Source organism: Pseudomonas monachiensis (genome assembly GCF_047345015.1).
Classification (GTDB): domain Bacteria; phylum Pseudomonadota; class Gammaproteobacteria; order Pseudomonadales; family Pseudomonadaceae; genus Aquipseudomonas; species Aquipseudomonas monachiensis.
Genome location: NZ_CP178857.1, coordinates 1,120,066 through 1,140,964, shown reverse-complemented (window position 1 = coordinate 1,140,964; position 20,899 = coordinate 1,120,066). Strand labels below are relative to the sequence as shown.

General features: G+C 60.8%; 19 protein-coding genes. 17 read left to right on the top strand and 2 right to left on the bottom strand.

From position 1 onward, the window contains the following. Nucleotides 1–115: 115 nt before the first annotated feature. Nucleotides 116–808, bottom strand: a complete 693-nt coding sequence (locus ACMDB8_RS04975; protein WP_056721062.1) for a tellurite resistance TerB family protein — start codon at nucleotides 806–808, stop codon at nucleotides 116–118. A 191-nt stretch (nucleotides 809–999) separates the two neighbouring features. On the opposite strand from ACMDB8_RS04975, the gene ACMDB8_RS04970 reads away from it, so the two are divergent. The 10 genes from ACMDB8_RS04970 (at nucleotide 1,000) to ACMDB8_RS04925 (ending at nucleotide 11,682) form a co-directional block, all read left to right on the top strand. Beyond that, entirely contained in the window at nucleotides 1,000–1,914 is a 915-nt protein-coding gene (locus tag ACMDB8_RS04970) for a LysR family transcriptional regulator (RefSeq protein WP_007975056.1), read from the top strand. 146 nt (nucleotides 1,915–2,060) lie between these two features. Next, nucleotides 2,061–3,518 carry a gamma-aminobutyraldehyde dehydrogenase gene (locus tag ACMDB8_RS04965; protein ID WP_056721067.1) on the top strand — a complete coding sequence of 486 codons (1,458 nt, stop codon included), beginning with the start codon at nucleotides 2,061–2,063 and terminating at the stop codon, nucleotides 3,516–3,518. A gap of 83 nt (nucleotides 3,519–3,601) precedes the next feature. Then, entirely contained in the window at nucleotides 3,602–4,753 is a 1,152-nt protein-coding gene (gene ydcS / locus ACMDB8_RS04960) for a putative ABC transporter substrate-binding protein YdcS (RefSeq protein ID WP_223542179.1), read from the top strand. A gap of 170 nt (nucleotides 4,754–4,923) precedes the next feature. Next, entirely contained in the window at nucleotides 4,924–5,961 is a 1,038-nt protein-coding gene (locus ACMDB8_RS04955) for an ABC transporter ATP-binding protein (RefSeq protein ID WP_056721071.1), read from the top strand. Between the two features lies 1 nt (nucleotide 5,962). Then, on the top strand, nucleotides 5,963–6,910 hold the full coding sequence (locus tag ACMDB8_RS04950) for an ABC transporter permease (RefSeq protein WP_056721073.1): 948 nt from the start codon (nucleotides 5,963–5,965) through the stop codon (nucleotides 6,908–6,910). Beyond that, nucleotides 6,900–7,724 carry an ABC transporter permease gene (locus tag ACMDB8_RS04945; RefSeq protein WP_056721079.1) on the top strand — a complete coding sequence of 275 codons (825 nt, stop codon included), beginning with the start codon at nucleotides 6,900–6,902 and terminating at the stop codon, nucleotides 7,722–7,724. Before ACMDB8_RS04950 ends, ACMDB8_RS04945 begins: the two co-directional genes overlap by 11 nt. Nucleotides 7,725–7,764: 40 nt before the next feature. After that, nucleotides 7,765–9,189 (top strand): gamma-aminobutyraldehyde dehydrogenase, encoded by a 1,425-nt coding sequence (locus tag ACMDB8_RS04940; RefSeq protein ID WP_056721081.1) that lies wholly within the window; start codon nucleotides 7,765–7,767, stop codon nucleotides 9,187–9,189. Nucleotides 9,190–9,418: 229 nt separating this feature from the next. Beyond that, a complete protein-coding gene (locus tag ACMDB8_RS04935) occupies nucleotides 9,419–10,903 on the top strand; it encodes an APC family permease (protein WP_223542181.1) in 1,485 nt (494 codons plus the stop codon). A gap of 262 nt (nucleotides 10,904–11,165) precedes the next feature. Continuing rightward, a complete protein-coding gene (locus ACMDB8_RS04930) occupies nucleotides 11,166–11,414 on the top strand; it encodes a CopG family ribbon-helix-helix protein (RefSeq protein WP_056721085.1) in 249 nt (82 codons plus the stop codon). Continuing rightward, on the top strand, nucleotides 11,392–11,682 hold the full coding sequence (locus ACMDB8_RS04925; protein WP_082562882.1) for a type II toxin-antitoxin system RelE/ParE family toxin: 291 nt from the start codon (nucleotides 11,392–11,394) through the stop codon (nucleotides 11,680–11,682). Before ACMDB8_RS04930 ends, ACMDB8_RS04925 begins: the two co-directional genes overlap by 23 nt. 37 nt (nucleotides 11,683–11,719) lie before the next feature. Here ACMDB8_RS04925 and ACMDB8_RS04920 read toward each other — a convergent pair whose 3' ends face one another. Next, a complete protein-coding gene (locus ACMDB8_RS04920; protein ID WP_046041279.1) occupies nucleotides 11,720–11,905 on the bottom strand; it encodes a hypothetical protein in 186 nt (61 codons plus the stop codon). Nucleotides 11,906–12,321: 416 nt separating this feature from the next. Between ACMDB8_RS04920 and ACMDB8_RS04915 the strand changes: the two genes are divergently transcribed. From ACMDB8_RS04915 to ACMDB8_RS04885, 7 genes are all read left to right on the top strand, one after another. Beyond that, nucleotides 12,322–13,950, top strand: coding sequence for a glucan biosynthesis protein D (locus ACMDB8_RS04915; RefSeq protein ID WP_056721089.1), 1,629 nt, complete (start codon nucleotides 12,322–12,324; stop codon nucleotides 13,948–13,950). 277 nt (nucleotides 13,951–14,227) lie between these two features. After that, entirely contained in the window at nucleotides 14,228–15,142 is a 915-nt protein-coding gene (locus ACMDB8_RS04910) for a glutamate/aspartate ABC transporter substrate-binding protein (RefSeq protein ID WP_046041277.1), read from the top strand. A gap of 194 nt (nucleotides 15,143–15,336) precedes the next feature. Beyond that, nucleotides 15,337–16,083, top strand: a complete 747-nt coding sequence (locus ACMDB8_RS04905; protein ID WP_056721091.1) for an amino acid ABC transporter permease — start codon at nucleotides 15,337–15,339, stop codon at nucleotides 16,081–16,083. After that, entirely contained in the window at nucleotides 16,083–16,754 is a 672-nt protein-coding gene (locus tag ACMDB8_RS04900) for an amino acid ABC transporter permease (RefSeq protein WP_056721094.1), read from the top strand. The genes ACMDB8_RS04905 and ACMDB8_RS04900 overlap by 1 nt, the downstream gene beginning before the upstream one ends. Continuing rightward, nucleotides 16,751–17,485, top strand: coding sequence for an amino acid ABC transporter ATP-binding protein (locus ACMDB8_RS04895; RefSeq protein WP_056721096.1), 735 nt, complete (start codon nucleotides 16,751–16,753; stop codon nucleotides 17,483–17,485). Before ACMDB8_RS04900 ends, ACMDB8_RS04895 begins: the two co-directional genes overlap by 4 nt. A gap of 151 nt (nucleotides 17,486–17,636) precedes the next feature. Beyond that, complete coding sequence (locus ACMDB8_RS04890; RefSeq protein ID WP_409078251.1) at nucleotides 17,637–19,538, top strand: sensor histidine kinase; 1,902 nt, start codon at nucleotides 17,637–17,639, stop codon at nucleotides 19,536–19,538. Beyond that, the gene (locus tag ACMDB8_RS04885) at nucleotides 19,535–20,863 is read left to right on the top strand and encodes a sigma-54-dependent transcriptional regulator (protein ID WP_056721099.1); all 1,329 of its coding nucleotides are present in this window, start codon (nucleotides 19,535–19,537) and stop codon (nucleotides 20,861–20,863) included. The genes ACMDB8_RS04890 and ACMDB8_RS04885 overlap by 4 nt, the downstream gene beginning before the upstream one ends. Nucleotides 20,864–20,899: the final 36 nt, after the last annotated feature.

Below are 20,899 nucleotides of genomic sequence, written 5' to 3'. Positions count from 1 at the left end.
AAAACGCCATCGCGAGCAGGCTCGCTCCCATATTGAATCTCTGGTGTATGCAGAATCTGCGATCACTGAAGACTTGATGTGGGAGCGAGCCTGCTCGCGAATGCAGCCTGAAGGTTTACAGGGAGGCCTGGCGAACCTGCTTTTCCAGCTCGGCCTTCAACCCCGGCTCCAGCTTGAGCTGCCGCGCCAGTTCGTCGAGGTAAGCCTTCTCCATGAAGTTTTCCTCGTCCACCATCATCACGCTGGCGATGTACATCTCGGCGGCGATTTCCGGAGAGAGGGCGGCGCGGGCGACATCGCTCGGGTCCAGCGGCTTGTTGAGCTCGGCGTGCAGCCAGTGTTGCAGTTCCCGGTCGCTGTCGAGCCGGGTGAATTCGCCTTCGATCAAGGCGCGCTCACGTTCATCGACATGACCGTCAGCCTTGGCCGCGGCCACCAGCGCCTTGAGAATCGCCTGACTGTGCAGTTCGACTTGCGCGGCCGGTACGCGGTCCAGGGTTTGCGGCTCCGTAGCGGCTGCATCGCCCTGCTGCGCCTGCCAGTTACCGTAGGCTTTATAAGCCAGCACGCCCAGCGCGGCGAGACCACCGTAGACCGCGACCTTGCCCCCGACTTTACGGGCCTTTTTGCTGCCGAGCAGCAAACCCATTGCACCTGCCGCCAATGCCCCGCCACTCGCACCGGAGAGCAAACTGCCGAGGGCGCTGGTGCCACCGCTCGCGCCCTTTTGCTGCGGGCTGCCGGCCTTGTTCTGCAACAGGTCCTGGCCGGACTTGAGTAGTTGATCGAGCAATCCACGGGTGTTCATTTACCGCCTCCAAAAGACGTTTAACCTGAAACCAAGACCACCAGCCTAAAACGAAAGTGCCCCCGCCCCATGGGCGAGAGTGCTTCCAGATGTTGCATGCCTCAGCGCCCATTGCCGCTTGCGACGGCCTATCAAAAAAAAAGATATACACTCTCGCCAATCGATAAAAACAGCCCACCGGGTGCTTTCCCATGATGACCTTGCGTCAGATCCGTCACTTCATCGCCGTGGCCGAGACCGGCTCGATCTCGGCCGCCGCGCAAACCGCATTCATTTCCCAGTCAACCCTGACCCTGGCGATCCAGCAACTGGAGGAGGAAATCGGCGTCAGCCTGTTCAGCCGCCACGCCAAGGGCATGACCCTGACCCACCAGGGGCATCAGTTCCTGCGTCAGGCGCACTTGATCCTGGCCACGGTGGATAATGCCAAGCGCAGCCTGCAACAGAGCACCGACCAGGTTGCCGGGCAACTGATCGTCGGCGTGACCAGCCTGGTGGCCGGTTATTACCTGGCGGATCTGCTCACCCGTTTCCAGCGCGCCTACCCCAACGTGGAAATCCGCGTGATGGAAGACGAGCGCCCGTACATCGAGCATTTGCTGGTCAGCGGCGAGATCGATGTCGGCGTGTTGATCCTCTCCAACCTCGAAGACCGCCACGCCCTGCAGACCGAAGTCCTGACCCACTCGCCGCACCGGCTATGGCTGCCAGCCCAGCACCCGCTGCTCGAACACGACAGCATCAACCTCGCCGACGTGGCCCGCGAGCCATTGATTCAACTGAACGTCGATGAAATGGACCGCAACGCCCAACGCATGTGGTCGGCCGCCTCCCTGCAACCGCGCATCACCCTGCGCACGGCCTCCACCGAAGCGGTGCGAAGCCTGGTGGCCGCCGGTTTGGGCGTGTCGATCCAGCCTGACATGACCTATCGCCCGTGGTCACTGGAGGGTGACATCATCGAAGCGCGACCGATCGCCGACCTCAGCCAGACCCTGGATGTCGGCCTGGCCTGGCGTCGCGGCACCGCGCGACCGGCGCTGGTGGACCCGTTCCTGACGGTCGCCCGCGAACAACCCCACGGCGGGCGTAAGCCATCTATTTAATCGAACGCCACCTTCAGTATTTAGTATTTGTTGTCCTCGGGCCCGCGAACTAGTCTTGTGCATCTAATAAAGACGGCCGGGCCCCAGTTACAGGGAGCGCTGCCATGTCTACACAACAAGCCACACAAAAAACGAGAACCCGAAAAATGGCTGGCGCGCAGACCCCGTTGTTCACCGCATTGTTGATCGATGGTGAATTGGTTGCCGGTCAAGGCTGCGTCGAGCCGATTCTCAACCCCGCCACCGGGGAAGTCCTGACCCGGATCGCCGAAGCCAGCACCGAGCAAGTCGAAGCCGCGATCCTCGCCGCCCACCGTGCCTTTGCCGGTTGGTCACGGACCACGCCGCAGCAGCGTTCGAACCTGCTGCTGGAAATCGCCAACACCATCGAAAAAAACGCCGACCTGTTGGCCCGCCTCGAATCCATGAACTGTGGCAAGCCGTTGCACCTGGCCCGTCAGGACGACTTGAGTGCCACGGTCGACGTGTTCCGTTTCTTCGCCGGTGCCGTGCGTTGCCAGACCGGCCAGCTCAGCGGCGAATACCTGCCGGGGTACACCAGCATGGTCCGGCGCGATCCTATCGGGGTCGTGGCGTCGATTGCGCCGTGGAACTACCCGATCATGATGGCCGCGTGGAAAATCGCCCCGGCCCTCGCCGCGGGCAACACCCTGGTGTTCAAGCCATCGGAACACACGCCGCTGTCGATCCTGGCCCTGGCCCCGGCACTGGCCGAGATCCTGCCACGGGGAGTGATCAACATCGTTTGCGGTGGCGGCGAAGGCGTCGGCAGCCATCTGGTGAGCCATCCAAAGATCCGCATGGTGTCGCTGACGGGCGATATCGTCACCGGCCAGAAGATTCTGCAGGCCGCGTCGAAGACACTCAAACGCACCCACCTCGAACTCGGCGGCAAGGCTCCGGTGATCGTCTGCAACGATGCCGACATTCAGGCCGTGGTCGAAGGCGTGCGCACCTACGGCTACTACAACGCCGGCCAGGATTGCACCGCCGCTTGCCGCATTTATGCCCAGGCCGGGATTCATGACCGCCTGGTGGCCGAGCTCGGTGCGGCCGTCAGCAGCCTGCGTTTCGCCGGCAAGCGCGATGCCGACAACGAAATCGGCCCGCTGATCAGCACCCGCCAGCGTGACCGCGTGGCCAGTTTTGTCGAGCGTGCCTTGGGCCAGCCGCACATCGAGCGGGTGACCGGCGCGGCGGTGCACTCCGGTGCCGGCTTCTATTACCAGCCGACCCTGCTCGCCGGCTGCAAGCAAAGTGACGAGATCGTCCAGCGCGAAGTGTTCGGGCCGGTGGTCACCGTGACCCGCTTCGATGAGCTGGAACAAGCGGTGGACTGGGCCAACGATTCGGAATACGGCCTGGCCTCCTCGGTCTGGACCCAAAACCTCGACAAGGCCATGCAGGTCGCGGCGCGCTTGCAGTACGGCTGCACCTGGATCAACAGCCACTTCATGCTGGTCAGCGAAATGCCCCATGGCGGCCTGAAACGTTCGGGCTACGGCAAAGACCTGTCCAGCGATTCGCTTCAGGACTACAGCGTGGTGCGGCACATCATGGCCCGCCATGGCGAGCATCTCTGACTACGCTAATAACAAGCCACCAACGGCATGCTTCACCACGTTCACAACTGCCCCGACCATAATTTGAAGAAGAGGGAATTCCCATGTTCGTGCACAAGACCGCACTGCTCAGTGCAATCACTACCGCGCTGCTGGCCAGCGCCAGTGTCCAGGCCGCCGAGCCGCTCAAAGCTGTCGGGGCGGGCGAAGGCCAACTGGATATTGTGGCCTGGCCCGGCTACATCGAACGTGGCGAGAGCGACAAGGCCTACGACTGGGTGACCGGTTTCGAGAAGGAGACCGGCTGCAAGGTCAACGTCAAGACGGCGGCCACCTCCGATGAAATGGTCAGCCTGATGGCCAAGGGCGGTTACGACCTGGTCACCGCATCCGGCGACGCGTCCCTGCGCCTGATTGTCGGCAAGCGTGTGCAGCCGATCAACACCGCGTTGATCCCGAACTGGAAGAATCTCGACCCGCGCCTCAAAGATGCACCGTGGTACGTGGTCAACAAGCAGACCTACGGCACCCCGTACCAGTGGGGCCCGAACGTGCTGATGTACAACACCAACGTGTTCAAGTCCGCGCCCACCAGCTGGGGCGTGTTGTTCAACGCGCAAAACCTGCCGGACGGCAAGCCGAACAAGGGCCGCGTACAGGCCTATGACGGCCCGATCTATATCGCCGACGCGGCGCTGTACCTCAAATCGGCCAAACCGGAACTGGGTATCCAGAACCCCTACGAACTGACCGAAGCCCAGTACAAGGCCGTGCTCGATCTGCTGCGCGCCCAGCAGCCGCTGATCCACCGCTACTGGCACGACACCACAGTGCAAATGAGCGACTTCAAGAACGAAGGCGTGGTCGCCTCCGGTGCCTGGCCGTATCAGGTCAACGGCCTGATCAACGAGAAGCAGCCAATCGCCTCGACCATCCCGAAAGAAGGCGCCACCGGGTGGGCCGACACCACCATGTTGCACGCCGAAGCCAAGCACCCCAACTGCGCCTACAAGTGGATGGACTGGTCGCTGCAACCGAAAGTCCAGGGTGACGTAGCGGCCTGGTTCGGCTCGTTGCCAGCGGTGCCGGCGGCGTGCCAGGGCAGTGAGTTGCTCGGTGCCGAAGGCTGCAAGACCAACGGTTTCGACCAGTTCGACAAGATCGCCTTCTGGAAAACCCCGCAGGCTGAAGGCGGCAAATTCGTGCCGTACAGCCGCTGGACCCAGGATTACATCGCGATCATGGGCGGTCGTTGATCCCCTGACCAGATCAAAAGATCGCAGCCTTCGGCAGCTCCTACGCCGATCGCATGCACCGCAAATGTGGCGCCCTATGCAAAATCTGTAGGAGCTGCCGCAGGCTGCGATCTTTTCACAGCACACTCGATTCCGTTGAAAGAAAGCGCGCCTTTTGGGAGCACCGCACCATGACGCTTGCAGTCCAGTTCACCAACGTCTCCCGTCTATTCGGCGAAGTGAAAGCCGTAGACCGGGTTTCCATCGACATCCAGGACGGCGAGTTTTTTTCAATGCTGGGGCCGTCCGGCTCGGGCAAGACCACCTGTTTGCGCCTGATCGCCGGTTTTGAACAACCGAGCACGGGCTCCATCCGTATTCATGGCGAAGAGGCCGCCCACCTGCCGCCCTACCAGCGCGACGTGAACACCGTGTTCCAGGATTACGCGCTGTTCCCGCACATGAACGTGCGCGACAACGTCGCCTACGGTTTGAAAGTCAAAGGCATCGGCAAGGTCGAGCGCCTCAAGCGTGCCGAAGAGTCCCTGGAGATGGTCGCCCTCGGCGGCTACGGCGAGCGCAAGCCGGTGCAGCTCTCCGGCGGTCAGCGCCAGCGTGTGGCCCTGGCCCGCGCCTTGGTCAACCGTCCACGGGTGCTGCTGCTCGACGAACCCCTCGGCGCCCTCGACCTGAAGTTGCGCGAGCAAATGCAGGGCGAGTTGAAGAAGCTGCAACGCCAGCTCGGCATCACCTTCATCTTCGTCACACACGACCAGACCGAAGCGCTGTCGATGTCCGATCGGGTGGCCGTGTTCAACAAGGGCCGCATCGAACAAGTCGATAGCCCGCGCAACCTGTACATGAAACCGGCCACCACCTTCGTGGCGGAATTCGTTGGCACCTCCAACGTGATTCGCGGCGACCTGGCCAAGCAACTCAGTGGCAATCCGCAGCCATTTTCAATTCGCCCGGAGCACGTGCGCTTCGCCGAAGGCCCGCTGGCCAGCCACGAGATCGAAGTCAGCGGTTTGCTCCACGACATCCAGTACCAGGGCAGCGCCACCCGCTACGAACTGAAACTGGAAAACGGCCAGACCCTGAACATCAGCCAGGCCAACAATCAGTGGATCGACAGCAGCGCGCAACATCAGACCGGCCAGCGTCTGAGCGCACGCTGGGCGCGGGAAGCCATGGTCCAGTTGCACGACACCCTTGCCGGCGGGGTGTGAGATGAGCACCTTGGCTATTTCACAATCCTCGTCGGGCGGCTCGCCGTTGCGCAGGTTTTCCAACCTGTTGTATCGCCGGCCGAACCTGTACCTGTCGATGCTACTGGTGCCGCCGTTGCTGTGGTTCGGCGCGATCTACCTGGGCTCGTTGCTGACGCTGCTGTGGCAAGGCTTCTACACTTTCGACGACTTCACCATGGCGGTCACCCCCGACCTGACCCTGGCGAACTTCACCGCACTGTTCCAGCCGTCAAACTTCGACATCATCCTGCGCACCCTGGGCATGGCGATTGTGGTGTCGATTGCCAGCGCCATTGTCGCGTTCCCGATTGCCTACTACATGGCGCGCTACACCACCGGCAAGACCAAGGCGTTTTTCTACATCGCGGTGATGATGCCGATGTGGGCCAGTTACATCGTCAAGGCCTACGCCTGGACACTGCTGCTGGCCAAGGGCGGCGTGGCGCAGTGGTTCGTGCAGCATCTGGGGCTGGAACCGGTCCTGCAGTTCGTTCTGGGGATTCCGGGGGTGGGCGGCAGCACCTTGTCGACCTCGCACCTGGGGCGCTTCATGGTGTTCGTCTACATCTGGCTACCGTTCATGATCCTGCCGATCCAGGCCTCGCTGGAACGCCTGCCGCCTTCGTTGCTGCAAGCGTCGGCCGACCTCGGCGCCAAGCCGCGCCAGACCTTCATGCAAGTGATTCTGCCGCTGTCGATCCCGGGCATTGCCGCCGGTTCGATCTTTACCTTCTCGCTGACCCTGGGCGACTTCATCGTGCCGCAACTGGTGGGCCCGCCCGGCTACTTCGTCGGCAGCATGGTGTACGCCCAGCAAGGCGCGATCGGCAACATGCCAATGGCCGCTGCCTTCACCCTGGTGCCGATCGTACTGATCGCCATCTACCTGTCCATCGTCAAACGACTGGGGGCCTTCGATGCGCTCTGACTCTTCATCTCAAGGGCAGGCATCCCTCGGGCTACGCATAGCGGCCTGGGGCGGGCTGGTGTTCCTGCACTTCCCGATCCTGATCATCTTCCTGTACGCCTTCAACACCGAAGACGCGGCGTTCAGCTTTCCACCCAAGGGTTTCACCTTGAAGTGGATCGGCGTGGCGTTCTCGCGGCCAGATGTACTGGAAGCGATCAAGCTGTCGTTGCAGATCGCCTCGATTGCCACGCTGATCGCCATGGTCCTCGGCACATTGGCTTCGGCCGCGCTGTATCGCCGGGACTTCTTCGGCAAGCAAGGCATCTCGCTGATGCTGATCCTGCCGATCGCCCTGCCGGGGATCATCACCGGGATCGCGTTGCTGGCGACCTTCAAGACACTGGGAATCGAACCGGGGATGTTCACCATCATCGTCGGCCACGCGACCTTCTGCGTGGTGATCGTCTACAACAACGTCATCGCTCGCTTGCGCCGCACTTCCCACAGTTTGATCGAGGCCTCGATGGACCTCGGCGCCGACGGCTGGCAGACCTTCCGCTACATCATCCTGCCGAACCTTGGTTCGGCGCTGCTGGCCGGCGGCATGCTGGCGTTTGCCCTGTCGTTCGACGAAATCATTGTCACCACCTTCACCGCCGGCCATGAACGCACCCTGCCGCTGTGGCTACTCAACCAGCTCAGCCGCCCACGGGACGTGCCGGTGACCAACGTCGTGGCGATGCTGGTGATGATCGTGACCATGCTGCCGATTCTTGGTGCCTATTACCTGACCCGGGGTGGTGAGAGCGTTGCGGGGAGTGGTGGCAAGTAACTGACATCCCCCCTACACAAAGAATTCAGAGGAGATAAACATGCAAACCAAACTCTTGATCAACGGCCAATTGCTCAACGGCGAAGGCCCCGCCCAACCCGTATTCAACCCGGCCCTGGGTCGTGTACTGGTGGAAATCAACGAAGCCAGCGAAGCCCAGGTCGATGCCGCCGTACGCGCCGCCGACGCCGCGTTCGACAGCTGGTCGCATACCCCGCCGAAAGAGCGCTCGCTGCTGCTGCTCAAACTGGCCGATGTCATCGAAGCCCACGGCGAAGAGCTGGCGAAACTGGAATCGGACAACTGCGGCAAGCCTTACAGCGCTGCGCTGAACGACGAGATCCCGGCGATTGCCGACGTGTTCCGCTTCTTCGCTGGCGCCAGCCGCTGCATGAGCGGTTCAGCCGGTGGCGAGTACCTGCCGGGGCACACCTCGATGATCCGCCGCGACCCGGTGGGCGTGATCGCTTCCATCGCACCGTGGAACTACCCGCTGATGATGGTCGCCTGGAAAATCGCCCCGGCCTTGGCCGCCGGTAATACTGTGGTGCTCAAGCCGTCGGAACAAACCCCGCTGACTGCCCTGCGCCTGGCCGAGCTCGCGTCGGAGATCTTCCCGGCCGGTGTACTCAACCTGGTGTTCGGCCGTGGTCCTACGGTCGGTAGCCCGCTGGTGACCCACCCGAAAGTGCGCATGGTGTCGTTGACCGGTTCGATTGCCACCGGCTCGAACATCATTTCCAGCACCGCCGACAGCGTCAAGCGCATGCACATGGAATTGGGCGGCAAGGCCCCGGTGATCATCTTCGACGACGCCGACATCGATGCCGCCGTCGAAGGCATCCGCACCTTCGGTTTCTACAACGCAGGGCAAGACTGCACCGCTGCCTGCCGCATCTATGCCCAGGAGGGCATCTACGACAAATTCGTGGAAAAACTCGGCGCCGCCGTCAGCAGTATCAAGTACGGCTTGCAGGATGATCCGTCGACCGAGCTCGGCCCGCTGATCACCGCGCAACACCGCGACCGCGTAACCGGTTTCGTCGAACGCGCCATCGCCCAGCCGCACATTCGCTTGATCACTGGCGGCAAGGCGGTTGAGGGCAACGGCTACTTCTTCGAACCGACGGTACTGGCCGATGCGCAGCAGGACGACGAAATCGTGCGCCGCGAAGTGTTCGGGCCGGTGGTCTCGGTGACCAGGTTCAGCGATGAAACGCAGGTGCTGGGCTGGGCCAACGATTCGGACTACGGCCTGGCCTCTTCCGTGTGGACCGCCGACGTCGGCCGCGCCCATCGCCTGTCGGCTCGCCTGCAGTACGGCTGCACCTGGGTCAACACGCACTTCATGCTCGTCAGCGAAATGCCCCACGGCGGTCAGAAACTGTCCGGCTATGGCAAGGACATGTCCATGTACGGGCTGGAGGACTACACCGTTGTGCGGCACGTGATGTTCAAGCATTAACCGCGAAAAGATCGCAGCCTGCGGCTGCTCCTACAAAGAGCGCCGTACACCCTGTAGGAGCTGCCGCAGGCTGCGATCTTTTCAGCAGACACACGGATGATGTCAGCGATTTACACCAAGGATTCACCGCAACTTAAAAAAACAATAACCACCGATCCGGGCGGCGCCCCCAAGGCCCCGCCACGGTTTCGGACATCCGAAATCTGCCGATTTTCCGGAGCAATAACACATGAGTGCATCACCCGATCTCTCTGCAGCCCTTGCCGACAGCGATGCCGAGCAACTGCGCAAACTCGGTTACACCTCCAACTTCAATCGCAGCATGAGCCTGTGGGAAAACTTCGCCCTGGGCTTCACCTACCTGTCCCCGGTGGTCGGGGTGTATACCCTGTTCGGCCTGTGCCTGGCCGCAGGCGGGCCACCTATGTTCTGGGCTTACTTGCTGGTCGGTTGCGGCCAACTGCTGGTGTGCCTGATCTTCGGCGAAGTGGTTTCGCAGTTCCCGATTTCCGGTGGCGTATACCCCTGGGCTCGCCGCTTGGTGGGCAAACGCTGGGCGTGGATGGTCGGCTGGATCTACTCCATCGCCCTGTGCGTAACCATCGCCGCCGTTGCGGTCGGTGCCGGTCCGTACCTCGCCGCCATGATGGGTTTTGAACCGAGCAACAACACCAACATCATCATCGCCCTGTTCCTGACGCTGTTCGCCACTCTGGTCAACCTCAGCGGCACCAAAGTGCTGGCGCGCATTGCCATGTTCGGCTTCCTGTGCGAGCTGGTGGGCGCGGTGATCGTCGGCGTTTACCTGCTGATTTTCGAGCGTCATCAACCCATCAGCGTGTTGTTCAACACCTTCGATATCAGCGTCGACGGCTCGTACCTGCCGGCGTTCCTCACCGCGTCGCTGGCGGGGATGTTCCTGTACTACGGCTTCGAGGCTTGCGGTGACGTGGCCGAAGAAACCCCGAACCCGAGCAAGAAAATCCCGGTGGCCATGCGCATGACCATCTACATCGGCGGCATCGCGGCGATGTTCGCCTGCCTGGCGCTGATCCTGGCCGTACCGGACATGCAAGCGGTGATCAACGGCACCGACAAGGACCCGGTCACCACCATCCTCAACAACGCCTTCGGCCCGATCGGTTCGAAAGTGGTGATGGGCGTGGTGATGATTTCCTTCATCTCCTGCGTGATCAGCCTGCAAGCAGCGGCCAGTCGCCTGCTGTATTCCTACGCCCGTGACGAAATGGTCATCGGCAGCCGACTGCTGAAGAAGATTTCCCCTACGACTCAGGTTCCAGTTGCCGCGCTGTTCGTCTCCGGTGTCCTGCCGGCACTAATCATCATCCTCGGCTTCTTCCTGCAAGACGCGGTCGCCACCATCGTCAGCTTCGCGGCCATCGGCATCTACCTGGCGTTCCAGATGATCGTGCTCGCAGCCCTGTACGCCCGCATGAAGGGCTGGAAACCGAGCGGCAAATTCACCCTCGGCCCCTGGGGCTGGGCGGTGAACATCGGCGCGCTGGTCTATGGTGTCGGCGCCATCATCAACATGGCCTGGCCACGCACCCCGGATGCCGCGTGGTACATCAACTACGCGATGGTGCTGAGTACCGCCATCGTCATTGGTCTGGGCCTGCTCTACATGTGGTTCGCCAAGCCGTATGACCATGGCATGGCGCCTGCTGGGGATGCCTGGAAAGTCAGCCGGTAACGGCATTCGCCCCGGTGCCGTCGTGGTGCCGGGGTGATCTAAAAAAACCAACAAGGATTGAATATGGATATCACCCCGACGGGGGTTGAGTCGGTTAACCCCATCTCGTTGCGTTAGCATCTGGCAACACATCCCTCTCTCTCGTTCGTGTTCGCCGCACTAGAGTTTCGTGCAACCCATGCACGCCTGCGGTTGACGAAAACCCTGGCTCGGCCTAGGGTGTTTACGTCGTTTACAGCGTATACACCTTAGGAGAGCCATCATGGCCTCACCCGTTTTGTCTTTTCGCGTCGAAGAACAATTGGCACAGCAGCTGGATTTATTGGCTGCGGCGACCGACAGAGATCGTCAGTACCATCTCAAGCGTGCATTGGTTCGATATGTGGAAGCCGAGTCCTGGCATCTGCAAGCCATCAGTGACGGCATCGCCGATGCCGACGCAGGGAAACTCACCGATCTGGATGCCGTGAAGGCTAAGTGGGCAAAACGTGCCGAGCGTAGTACTGACTGAAAAAGCCGATAGCGATCTCGATGCCATCCACGAACACTACCGAAAGGTAGTTGGCGCAAAAGCCGCTCTCGAAATCATTTCCACGATGCTGCAATCCTTTGAACTGTTGGAACAGTTTCCCGGCTCGGGCAGGCCTTCAGGCATGCCCGATGTCCGAGAGTTGGTACTTGGCCGTTTTCCCTTTATCGCCCCTTACCGATTTTCCCAAGGCCAGGTACAAGTTCTGCGCGTGCTGCATCAGCGATCCGAGCGTTCCCAGGATTGGTAGATGAGGGCATCCAGCCAGGACGGGATGCCCCATTGTTTCAAAACCTCGAAACACTCCTCATCGCATCCACCAGATACCTCATCGCGATCCTGTCGCTCTCCGACAGCTCCCGATAGCGTTCCACCAGTTTCATTTCCTCGCTATTGAGCCGGCGTCTTCGTCGCCCCAGGGCCAGACACGGAAAGATTCCCAACATTTCGGTGATGCCTTGTACTTTCGACATGGACGATGTCCTTCTAAACGTCAAAGAAAACTGCAAAAAACCGCATCGCCCTCCCCCTATTCAGCAGCCGCATCGTGCCGACTGAACCGCACCGGTCTTTCGGGCATAAACCGGTCATGTGCACAGAATAGAAATATTCCGGGCGCTGAAAAGCGGTTTTTAGAGTAATTAGTCGAAAAAAGCAGAAATGCCCTGTAAATCAGAAACCCCTGTCGGAATTGTTTCCCGACATGTCTTGTTTCATTGCCGAGCCAGCGCAATGCCATCAATCAATTTTGCTCTGCAATCGAACGGTTTAAGCTGTCGGGCATCTGTTTAAAAGTCCGTTGTGTTTGGCCGAAGGCATGTCCGAACCGATATTTCCGATCCAGCACGTGCCAGGAACGGCGCGGGATTGCTCACGACAGGTTGTATTTATGCACCGCAGGAACTTGCTCAAAGCCTCCATGGCCATCGCGGCCTACACCGGTTTGTCCGCCACGGGTCTGTTGGCCGCCAAGGCCTGGGCCGCCAGCAGTGGCACCGCTGATGGCGAGGCTACCGTGTTCGATTTCGAGGCGCTGAAGCTCCAGGCCAAGCAGCTCGCCAGCAATCGCTACCAGGACACCAAGCAGCAGTTGCCGCCGACCCTGGCGACCATGACGCCGCAGAACTTCAATGCGATCCGCTACGACGGCAATCATTCGTTGTGGAAAGAGCTCAAGGGCCAGTTGGACGTGCAGTTCTTCCACGTCGGCATGGGCTTCAAGCAGCCGGTGCGCATGTACAGCGTCGATCCGAAAACCCGGATGGCCCGCGAGGTGCATTTCCGCCCGTCGCTGTTCAACTATGAAAACACCACGGTCGACACCGCACAGCTCAAGGGCGACCTGGGCTTCTCCGGCTTCAAGTTGTTCAAGGCCCCGGAACTGGACAAGCACGATGTCGTGTCTTTCCTCGGCGCCAGTTACTTCCGCGCGGTGGACGCCACCGGCCAGTACGGCTTGTCGGCCCGCGGGCTGGCGATCGATACCTACGCCAAAAAACGTGAGGAATTCCCGGACTTCACCAAGTTCTGGTTCGAGACACCGAACAAGGACAGCACCCGCTTCGTGGTCTACGCCCTGCTCGACTCGCCGAGCGCCACCGGTGCCTACCGCTTCGATATCGATTGCCAGGCCGAGCGCGTGGTGATGGAGATCGACGCCCATGTCAACGCCCGGACCGCCATCGACCAGTTGGGCATCGCGCCGATGACCAGCATGTTCAGTTGCGGCACCCACGAGCGTCGCATGTGCGACACCATTCACCCGCAAATCCATGACTCCGACCGCCTGGCGATGTGGCGCGGCAACGGCGAGTGGATCTGCCGCCCGCTGAACAACCCGGCTACCCTGCAATTCAATGCCTTCGCCGATACCGACCCAAAAGGTTTCGGCCTGGTACAGACCGACCACGAGTTCGCCAGCTATCAGGACACCGTCGACTGGTACAGCCGCCGCCCGAGCCTGTGGGTCGAACCAACCACCTCATGGGGCGAAGGCTCGGTCGATCTGCTGGAGATCCCGACCACCGGCGAGACCATGGACAACATCGTCGCCTTCTGGACGCCGAAGAAACCGGTGGCTGCGGGGGATTCGCTGAACTACGGCTACAAGCTCTACTGGAGCGCATTGCCGCCAGTCGGAACGCCGTTGGCACGGGTCAACGCGACCCGTTCGGGCATGGGCGGCTTCACCGAAGGCTGGGCGCCAGGCGAGCATTACCCGCCGGTGTGGGCGCGGCGCTTTGCCGTGGACTTCACCGGCGGCGGCCTGGACCGCTTGCCCGAAGGTACGGGTATCGAGCCGGTCGTTACCTGCTCGAACGGCGAGGTCAAGGATTTCAGCATACTGAAGCTCGACGACATCAAGGGCTACCGCATCCTGTTTGACTGGTACCCGACCAATGACAGCGTCGAGCCTGTCGAACTGCGTCTATTCATCCGCACCAACGACCGCACCCTGAGTGAAACCTGGTTGTACCAGTACTTCCCGCCAGCGCCGGACAAGCGCAAGTACAGCTGATGATCGGGTAGCACCCTGCCACCATTCGGTTTTCCGAACGCGACCCGCGAGTCAGTTCGGTTAACCGGATCATCTCACTGAAATTTCAACGCAAAAAATATTTAATTCCCTTACAAATCAATGCTATGACCAATTTCGACTGGTCTGGCACGAGTCATGCTCTACACTTCTTCGACGAATGTCCTTTGCGCCGACTCTCAATAGCGCTCAGGTGTTTTGCAGCACAAAAGGGCCGATGAACTGGCTCCATAAAAAAAACAAAGTCGAGGAAAATTTGATGCGCATCGTTCCCCATATCCTGGGCGCAGCCATTGCTGCCGCTCTGATCAGCACGCCAGTTTTCGCCGCCGAACTCACCGGCACCCTGAAGAAGATCAAAGAGTCCGGCACCATCACCCTGGGCCATCGCGACGCTTCCATTCCGTTTTCCTATATCGCGGATGCTTCCGGCAAACCGGTCGGCTACTCCCACGACATCCAGTTGAAAGTCGTCGAAGCGCTGAAAAAAGACCTCGACATGCCGAACCTTCAGGTCAAGTACAACCTGGTCACCTCGCAAACCCGTATCCCGCTGGTGCAGAACGGCACCGTGGACCTGGAGTGCGGTTCCACCACCAACAACGTCGAGCGTCAGCAACAAGTTGACTTCTCCGTTGGCATCTTCGAAATCGGTACTCGCCTGCTGTCCAAGGCAGACTCCAAGTACAAGGATTTCCCTGACCTGGCCGGCAAGAACGTCGTGACCACCGCCGGCACCACGTCCGAGCGCATCCTCAAGGCGATGAACGCCGACAAACAGATGGGCATGAACGTCATCTCCGCCAAAGACCATGGCGAGTCGTTCCAGATGCTGGAAACCGGCCGCGCAGTGGCCTTCATGATGGACGACGCCCTGCTGGCTGGTGAAGCCGCCAAGGCCAAGAAGGCAAGCGACTGGGCCGTGACCGGCACTCCACAGTCCTACGAAATCTACGGCTGCATGGTGCGCAAGGGCGACGAGCCGTTCAAAAAGGCTGTGGATGACGCTATCAAGGCCACCTACGCATCGGGCGAGATCAACAAGATCTACGAAAAATGGTTCATGCAACCAATCCCGCCAAAAGGCCTGAACCTGAACTTCCCGATGAGCGACGAACTCAAGGCCCTGATCGCCAAACCGACTGATAAAGCGGCTGACGACAAGAAGTCCTGATTTCTGACTAACCTTATCTCCTGAGAGGGCCCTGACCCTTTCAGGAGGTGGTCACTTCCTGCTGGCATTTTTTGGAAACACTCGAACCGGTGGCTGTCGAGCCGGGAGCGTGTGCCTGTCCCTCAAGGACAGGAGGGAACGGAGCTTCCCCCAAGCGGGCACTTGTACATCGATTGAACTGAGGGGAGACCCTAATGAATTACAACTGGGACTGGGGCGTGTTCTTCAAGTCCACCGGCGTGGGCAGCGAGACTTATTTCGACTGGTACGTGTCCGGTCTGGCCTGGACCATCGGCATCGCCATCGCGGCCTGGATCATCGCCCTGACACTGGGCTCGATCCTGGGCGTCATGCGTACCGTGCCGAACCGCATCGTATCGGGCATCGCCACCTGCTACGTCGAACTCTTTCGTAACGTGCCGCTGCTGGTTCAGCTGTTCATCTGGTACTTCCTGGTACCCGACCTGCTGCCGGCCGACCTGCAAGAGTGGTACAAGCAGGATCTGAACCCGACCACCTCGGCCTTCCTCAGCGTCGTCGTGTGCCTGGGCCTGTTCACTACCGCCCGGGTTTGCGAACAGGTGCGCACCGGTATCCAGGCACTGCCAAAGGGCCAGGAATCCGCGGCTCGCGCCATGGGCTTCAAGCTGCCGCAGATCTACTGGAACGTGCTGCTGCCCCAAGCCTACCGGATCATCATTCCGCCGCTTACCTCGGAATTCCTGAACGTCTTCAAGAACACCTCCGTGGCCTCGCTGATCGGTTTGATGGAGCTGCTCGCGCAGACCAAGCAGACCGCCGAGTTCTCCGCCAACCTGTTCGAAGCCTTCACCCTGGCAACGCTGATCTACTTCACCCTGAACATGAGCCTGATGTTGCTGATGCGTATGGTCGAGAAGAAAGTCGCCGTACCGGGCCTGATTTCCGTAGGGGGTAAATGATGGAATTCGACTTCTCGGGCATCATCCCGTCTCTGCCGGGCCTGTGGAACGGCATGATCATGACCCTCAAGCTGATGGCCATGGGCGTGATCGGCGGCATCATCCTCGGCACCATCCTTGCCCTGATGCGCCTGTCCCACAACAAAGTGCTGTCGAACATCGCCGGCGCGTACGTTAACTATTTCCGCTCGATCCCCTTGCTGCTGGTGATCACCTGGTTCTACCTGGCGGTACCGTTCGTGCTGCGCTGGATCACTGGCGAAGACACGCCGATCGGCGCGTTCGCCTCGTGCATCGTGGCCTTCATGATGTTCGAAGCGGCGTACTTCTGCGAAATCGTCCGTGCCGGTGTGCAGTCGATTCCCAAGGGCCAGATGGGCGCTGCCCAGGCGCTGGGCATGACTTACGGACAGATGATGCGCCTGATCATCCTGCCGCAAGCGTTCCGCAAGATGACGCCGCTGTTGCTGCAACAGAGCATCATCCTGTTTCAGGACACCTCGCTGGTCTACGCCGTCGGCCTGGTGGACTTCCTCAATGCGTCGCGCGCCAGTGGCGACATCATTGGCCGCTCCAATGAGTTCCTGATTTTCGCGGGTCTCGTGTACTTCACTATCAGCTTTGCCGCCTCGCAGCTGGTCAAGCGTCTGCAAAAAAGGTTCGCCGTATGATCTCTATCAAAAGCATCAACAAGTGGTATGGGGACTTCCAGGTACTGACTGATTGCAGCACCGAGGTCAAAAAAGGCGAAGTGATCGTGGTGTGCGGGCCGTCCGGTTCCGGCAAATCGACCCTGATCAAATGCGTCAACGCCCTGGAGCCTTTCCAGAAAGGCGACATCGTGGTCGACGGCACCTCCATCGCCGACCCGAAGACCAACCTGCCGAAACTGCGTTCGCGCGTGGGCATGGTGTTCCAGCACTTCGAGCTGTTCCCGCACCTGACCATCACCGAAAACCTGACCATCGCGCAGATCAAGGTGCTGGGTCGCAGCAAGGAAGAAGCCACCAAGAAAGGCCTGCAACTGCTCGAGCGCGTCGGTCTCTCGGCCCACGCCCACAAGCATCCGGGCCAACTGTCCGGCGGTCAGCAGCAGCGTGTGGCGATTGCCCGTGCGCTGGCGATGGACCCGATCGTCATGCTGTTCGACGAACCGACCTCGGCGCTGGACCCGGAAATGGTCAACGAAGTACTGGACGTGATGGTGCAACTGGCCCACGAAGGCATGACCATGATGTGCGTGACCCACGAAATGGGCTTCGCCCGTAAAGTCGCGGACCGGGTGATCTTCATGGACGCCGGCAAGATCATCGAAGACTGCAAGAAAGAAGAGTTCTTCGGTGACATCAACGCCCGCGCCGAGCGTACGCAGCACTTCCTCAACAAGATCCTGCAGCACTAAAAAGCTTCACGGTCTCCCCTGTAGGAGCTGCCGCAGGCTGCGATCTTTTGATGTTGCCTTTAACAAGCAAAGATCAAAAGATCGCAGCCTGCGGCAGCTCCTACAGGGAGTCCTCTGGGCTTGTTGTTGTGGTTGACCCAAGGCATCTGTGATGAAATGCGACCCCACTCTTTATCGCGCCACGTCGCCATCACTCGCCGTGAAACCCCGTCTGGTTCGCCATTTGTTCCTGCCGCCGCTGATCATCGCCATGATGATCGGCCTGGGCTTTATCGGCTTCTGGATCAGTGAACACTACGGCATCCGCAGCCTCAGCGAAAACGGCCAGCGCCAGCTGGAACTGCACGCCCGTGCAGTCGAAAGCGAAATCAGCAAATACACCTACCTGCCCAGCCTGCTGGAACTCGAAACCAGCGTTGCGCAGTTGCTGGCCGACCCGACTCCGGAACACCGGCAGACGGTCAACGATTACCTCGAAGGCCTGAACCGGCGCAGCCGCAGTCGGGCCATCTACGTGATGGACACCACCGGTCGCGTCATGGCCACCAGCAACTGGCGCGATGTCGACAGTTACCTGGGTGAAGACCTGTCCTTTCGCGCCTATTTCCAGAACGCCGTGCGCGGTCAGCCGGGGCGCTTCTACGGCATCGGCAGCACCAATGGCGAACCCGGTTACTACCTGGCCCACGGCCTGGAAGAACACGGCAAGATCATCGGCGTCGCGGTGGTCAAGGTCCGTCTGGAGGCCATGGAAGAACGCTGGCAACGGGCACGCCTGGAAGCCTTCGTCAGCGACGAAAACGGCATCATCATTCTGTCCAGCGATCCGGCACGACGCTTGAAATCGGTGATACCGCTGAGCGAAGAAACCAAGGAAAAACTCGCCCGCAGCCTGCAGTACTACTGGTTCCCGCTCAACGAACTGCAGCCGCTGGCCCGGGAAACCCTGTCCGAAGGCGTGGAAAAACTCACGTTCCCGGCCAATAGCGAACTGGTGTCCGACGATGAAAACATCAGCTACCTGGCGCAGACCCGGCCGCTCGGCGATACGCCGTGGAATTTCACCCTGCTCACGCCGCTGCAGGACCTGCGCCGCGAAGCGATCAACCAGGGGATCCTGGTGGCCGTGGCGTTTGCCCTGCTGGCGTTCCTTTTGATCGCCTGGAACGAGCGGCGCAAGGTGATCGCCACTCGCCTCGCGGCCCGGGAAGCCTTGCAGGAAGCCAACAGTCAGCTGGAGCGTCGGATTACCGAACGCACCACCGACCTGCGCGCCAGCAACGAACGGCTCAAGGGCCAGATCCGCGAACGCCGGCAAGCCGAAGAGACCTTGCGCCGCGCCCAGGATGAACTGGTACAGGCCGGAAAGCTCGCGGCCATCGGCCAGATGTCCACCAGCATCGCCCACGAACTGAACCAACCGCTGGCAGCGCTGCGCACCTTGTCCGGCAATACCGTGCGCTTCCTCGAACGCGGCCAGCTCGACGTGGCCAGCACCAACCTCAAGACCATCAACGAACTGATCGACCGCATGGGCCGGATCACCGCCAGCCTGCGCTCGTTCGCCCGGCGCGGTGACGACAAGGGCCAGGCCTGCCTCGGCAAAGGCGTGGACGCGGCCTTGCAATTGCTCGGCGGCCGGGTGGAAAACATTCACCTGCAACTGCACCGCGATTTCACCGATGTGCAGGTGCAGATCGACCAGACCCGCCTGGAACAGATTCTGGTCAACCTGATCGGCAACGCCCTCGACGCCATGCAAGCGCAGCCACAACCCGAGCTGTGGCTCGAAGGCGAAGCGTTCGATGGCAAATACCGCCTGCGGGTGCGTGACAACGGCCACGGCATCGATGCCGAAGCGCGCAAGCACCTGTTCGAACCCTTCTTCACCACCAAACCCGGCGAACAAGGCCTGGGCCTGGGCCTGACCCTTTCCGCCAGCCTGGCCGCCGCCACCGGCGGTCACCTGGGTGTCGAGCACCCGGCCAGCGGTGGTACCGCGTTCGTCCTCAGTTTACCGTTGGTAAGCCCCACTCCCGCCGAGCCAATATGAACAACGACCTTAGTGTATTGATCGTCGAAGACGACCCCCATGTACTGCTCGGCTGCCAACAGGCGCTGACCCTGGAGGACATTCCCTGCATTGGCGTGGGCAGCGCCGAAGAAGCCCTGGAGCGGGTCGGCGACAACTTCGCCGGCATCGTCGTCAGCGACATTCGCCTGCCGGGCATCGATGGCCTGGAATTGCTGACCCGTCTCAAGGCCCGGGACCGTAGCCTGCCGGTGGTGCTGATCACCGGGCACGGCGATATCTCCATGGCCGTCGACGCGATGCAGAAAGGCGCCTACGACTTCATGGAAAAGCCGTTCTCCCCGGAGCGCCTGGTGGATGTGGCCCGCCGCGCCCTGGAGCAACGCAGCCTGGCGCGGGAAGTGTCGTCGTTGCGTCGGCAACTGGCCGAACGCGATTCCCTCGAAGGGCGGATCATCGGTCGCTCGCCGGCCATGCAGAACCTGCGGGAACTGATCGCCAACGTTGCCGATACCTCGGCCAACGTGCTGATCGAAGGCGAGACCGGCACCGGCAAGGAATTGGTCGCCCGTTGCCTGCACGATTTCAGTCGGCGGCATACCAAGCAGTTTGTCGCCTTGAACTGCGGTGGCCTGCCGGAGAACCTGTTCGAAAGCGAAATATTCGGCCACGAAGCCAACGCTTTTACAGGCGCGGGCAAACGTCGGATCGGCAAGATCGAGCACGCCGACGGCGGCACGCTGTTCCTCGACGAAGTGGAAAGCATGCCCCTGCCCTTGCAGATCAAACTGCTGCGGGTGTTGCAGGAACGCACCCTCGAACGCCTCGGTTCGAACCAGAGCGTAGCGGTGGATTGCCGCGTCATCGCAGCGACCAAATCCGACCTCGTCGAGTCGAGCAAGGCCGGCGAGTTCCGCAGCGACCTGTATTACCGCCTCAACGTGGTGACCCTGGAACTGCCGCCGCTGCGCGAACGCCGCGAAGACATCCTGCAACTGTTCGAACACTTCCTGCAGCAGTCGTCCCTGCGCTTCGACCGCACGGTACCGGAACTGGACAACCAGACCGTTTCGAACCTCATGAGCCACGACTGGCCGGGTAATGTGCGTGAACTGCGCAACGTTGCCGAGCGCTTTGCCCTGGGCCTGCCGGCGTTCAAGAAAACCGGTGCCGGCGCCGGCAACCAGGGCCTGGCCTTTGCCGAAGCGGTGGAGGCGTTCGAGCGCAACCTGCTCAGCGACGCCTTGCAACGCAGCGGCGGCAACCTGACCCAGGCCAGCCAGGAACTGGGCATGGCCAAGACCACGCTGTTCGACAAAGTGAAAAAGTACGGCCTGAGCCATTGAGCAAAACCTGATCGCCCACAACCTCTGTAGGAGCTG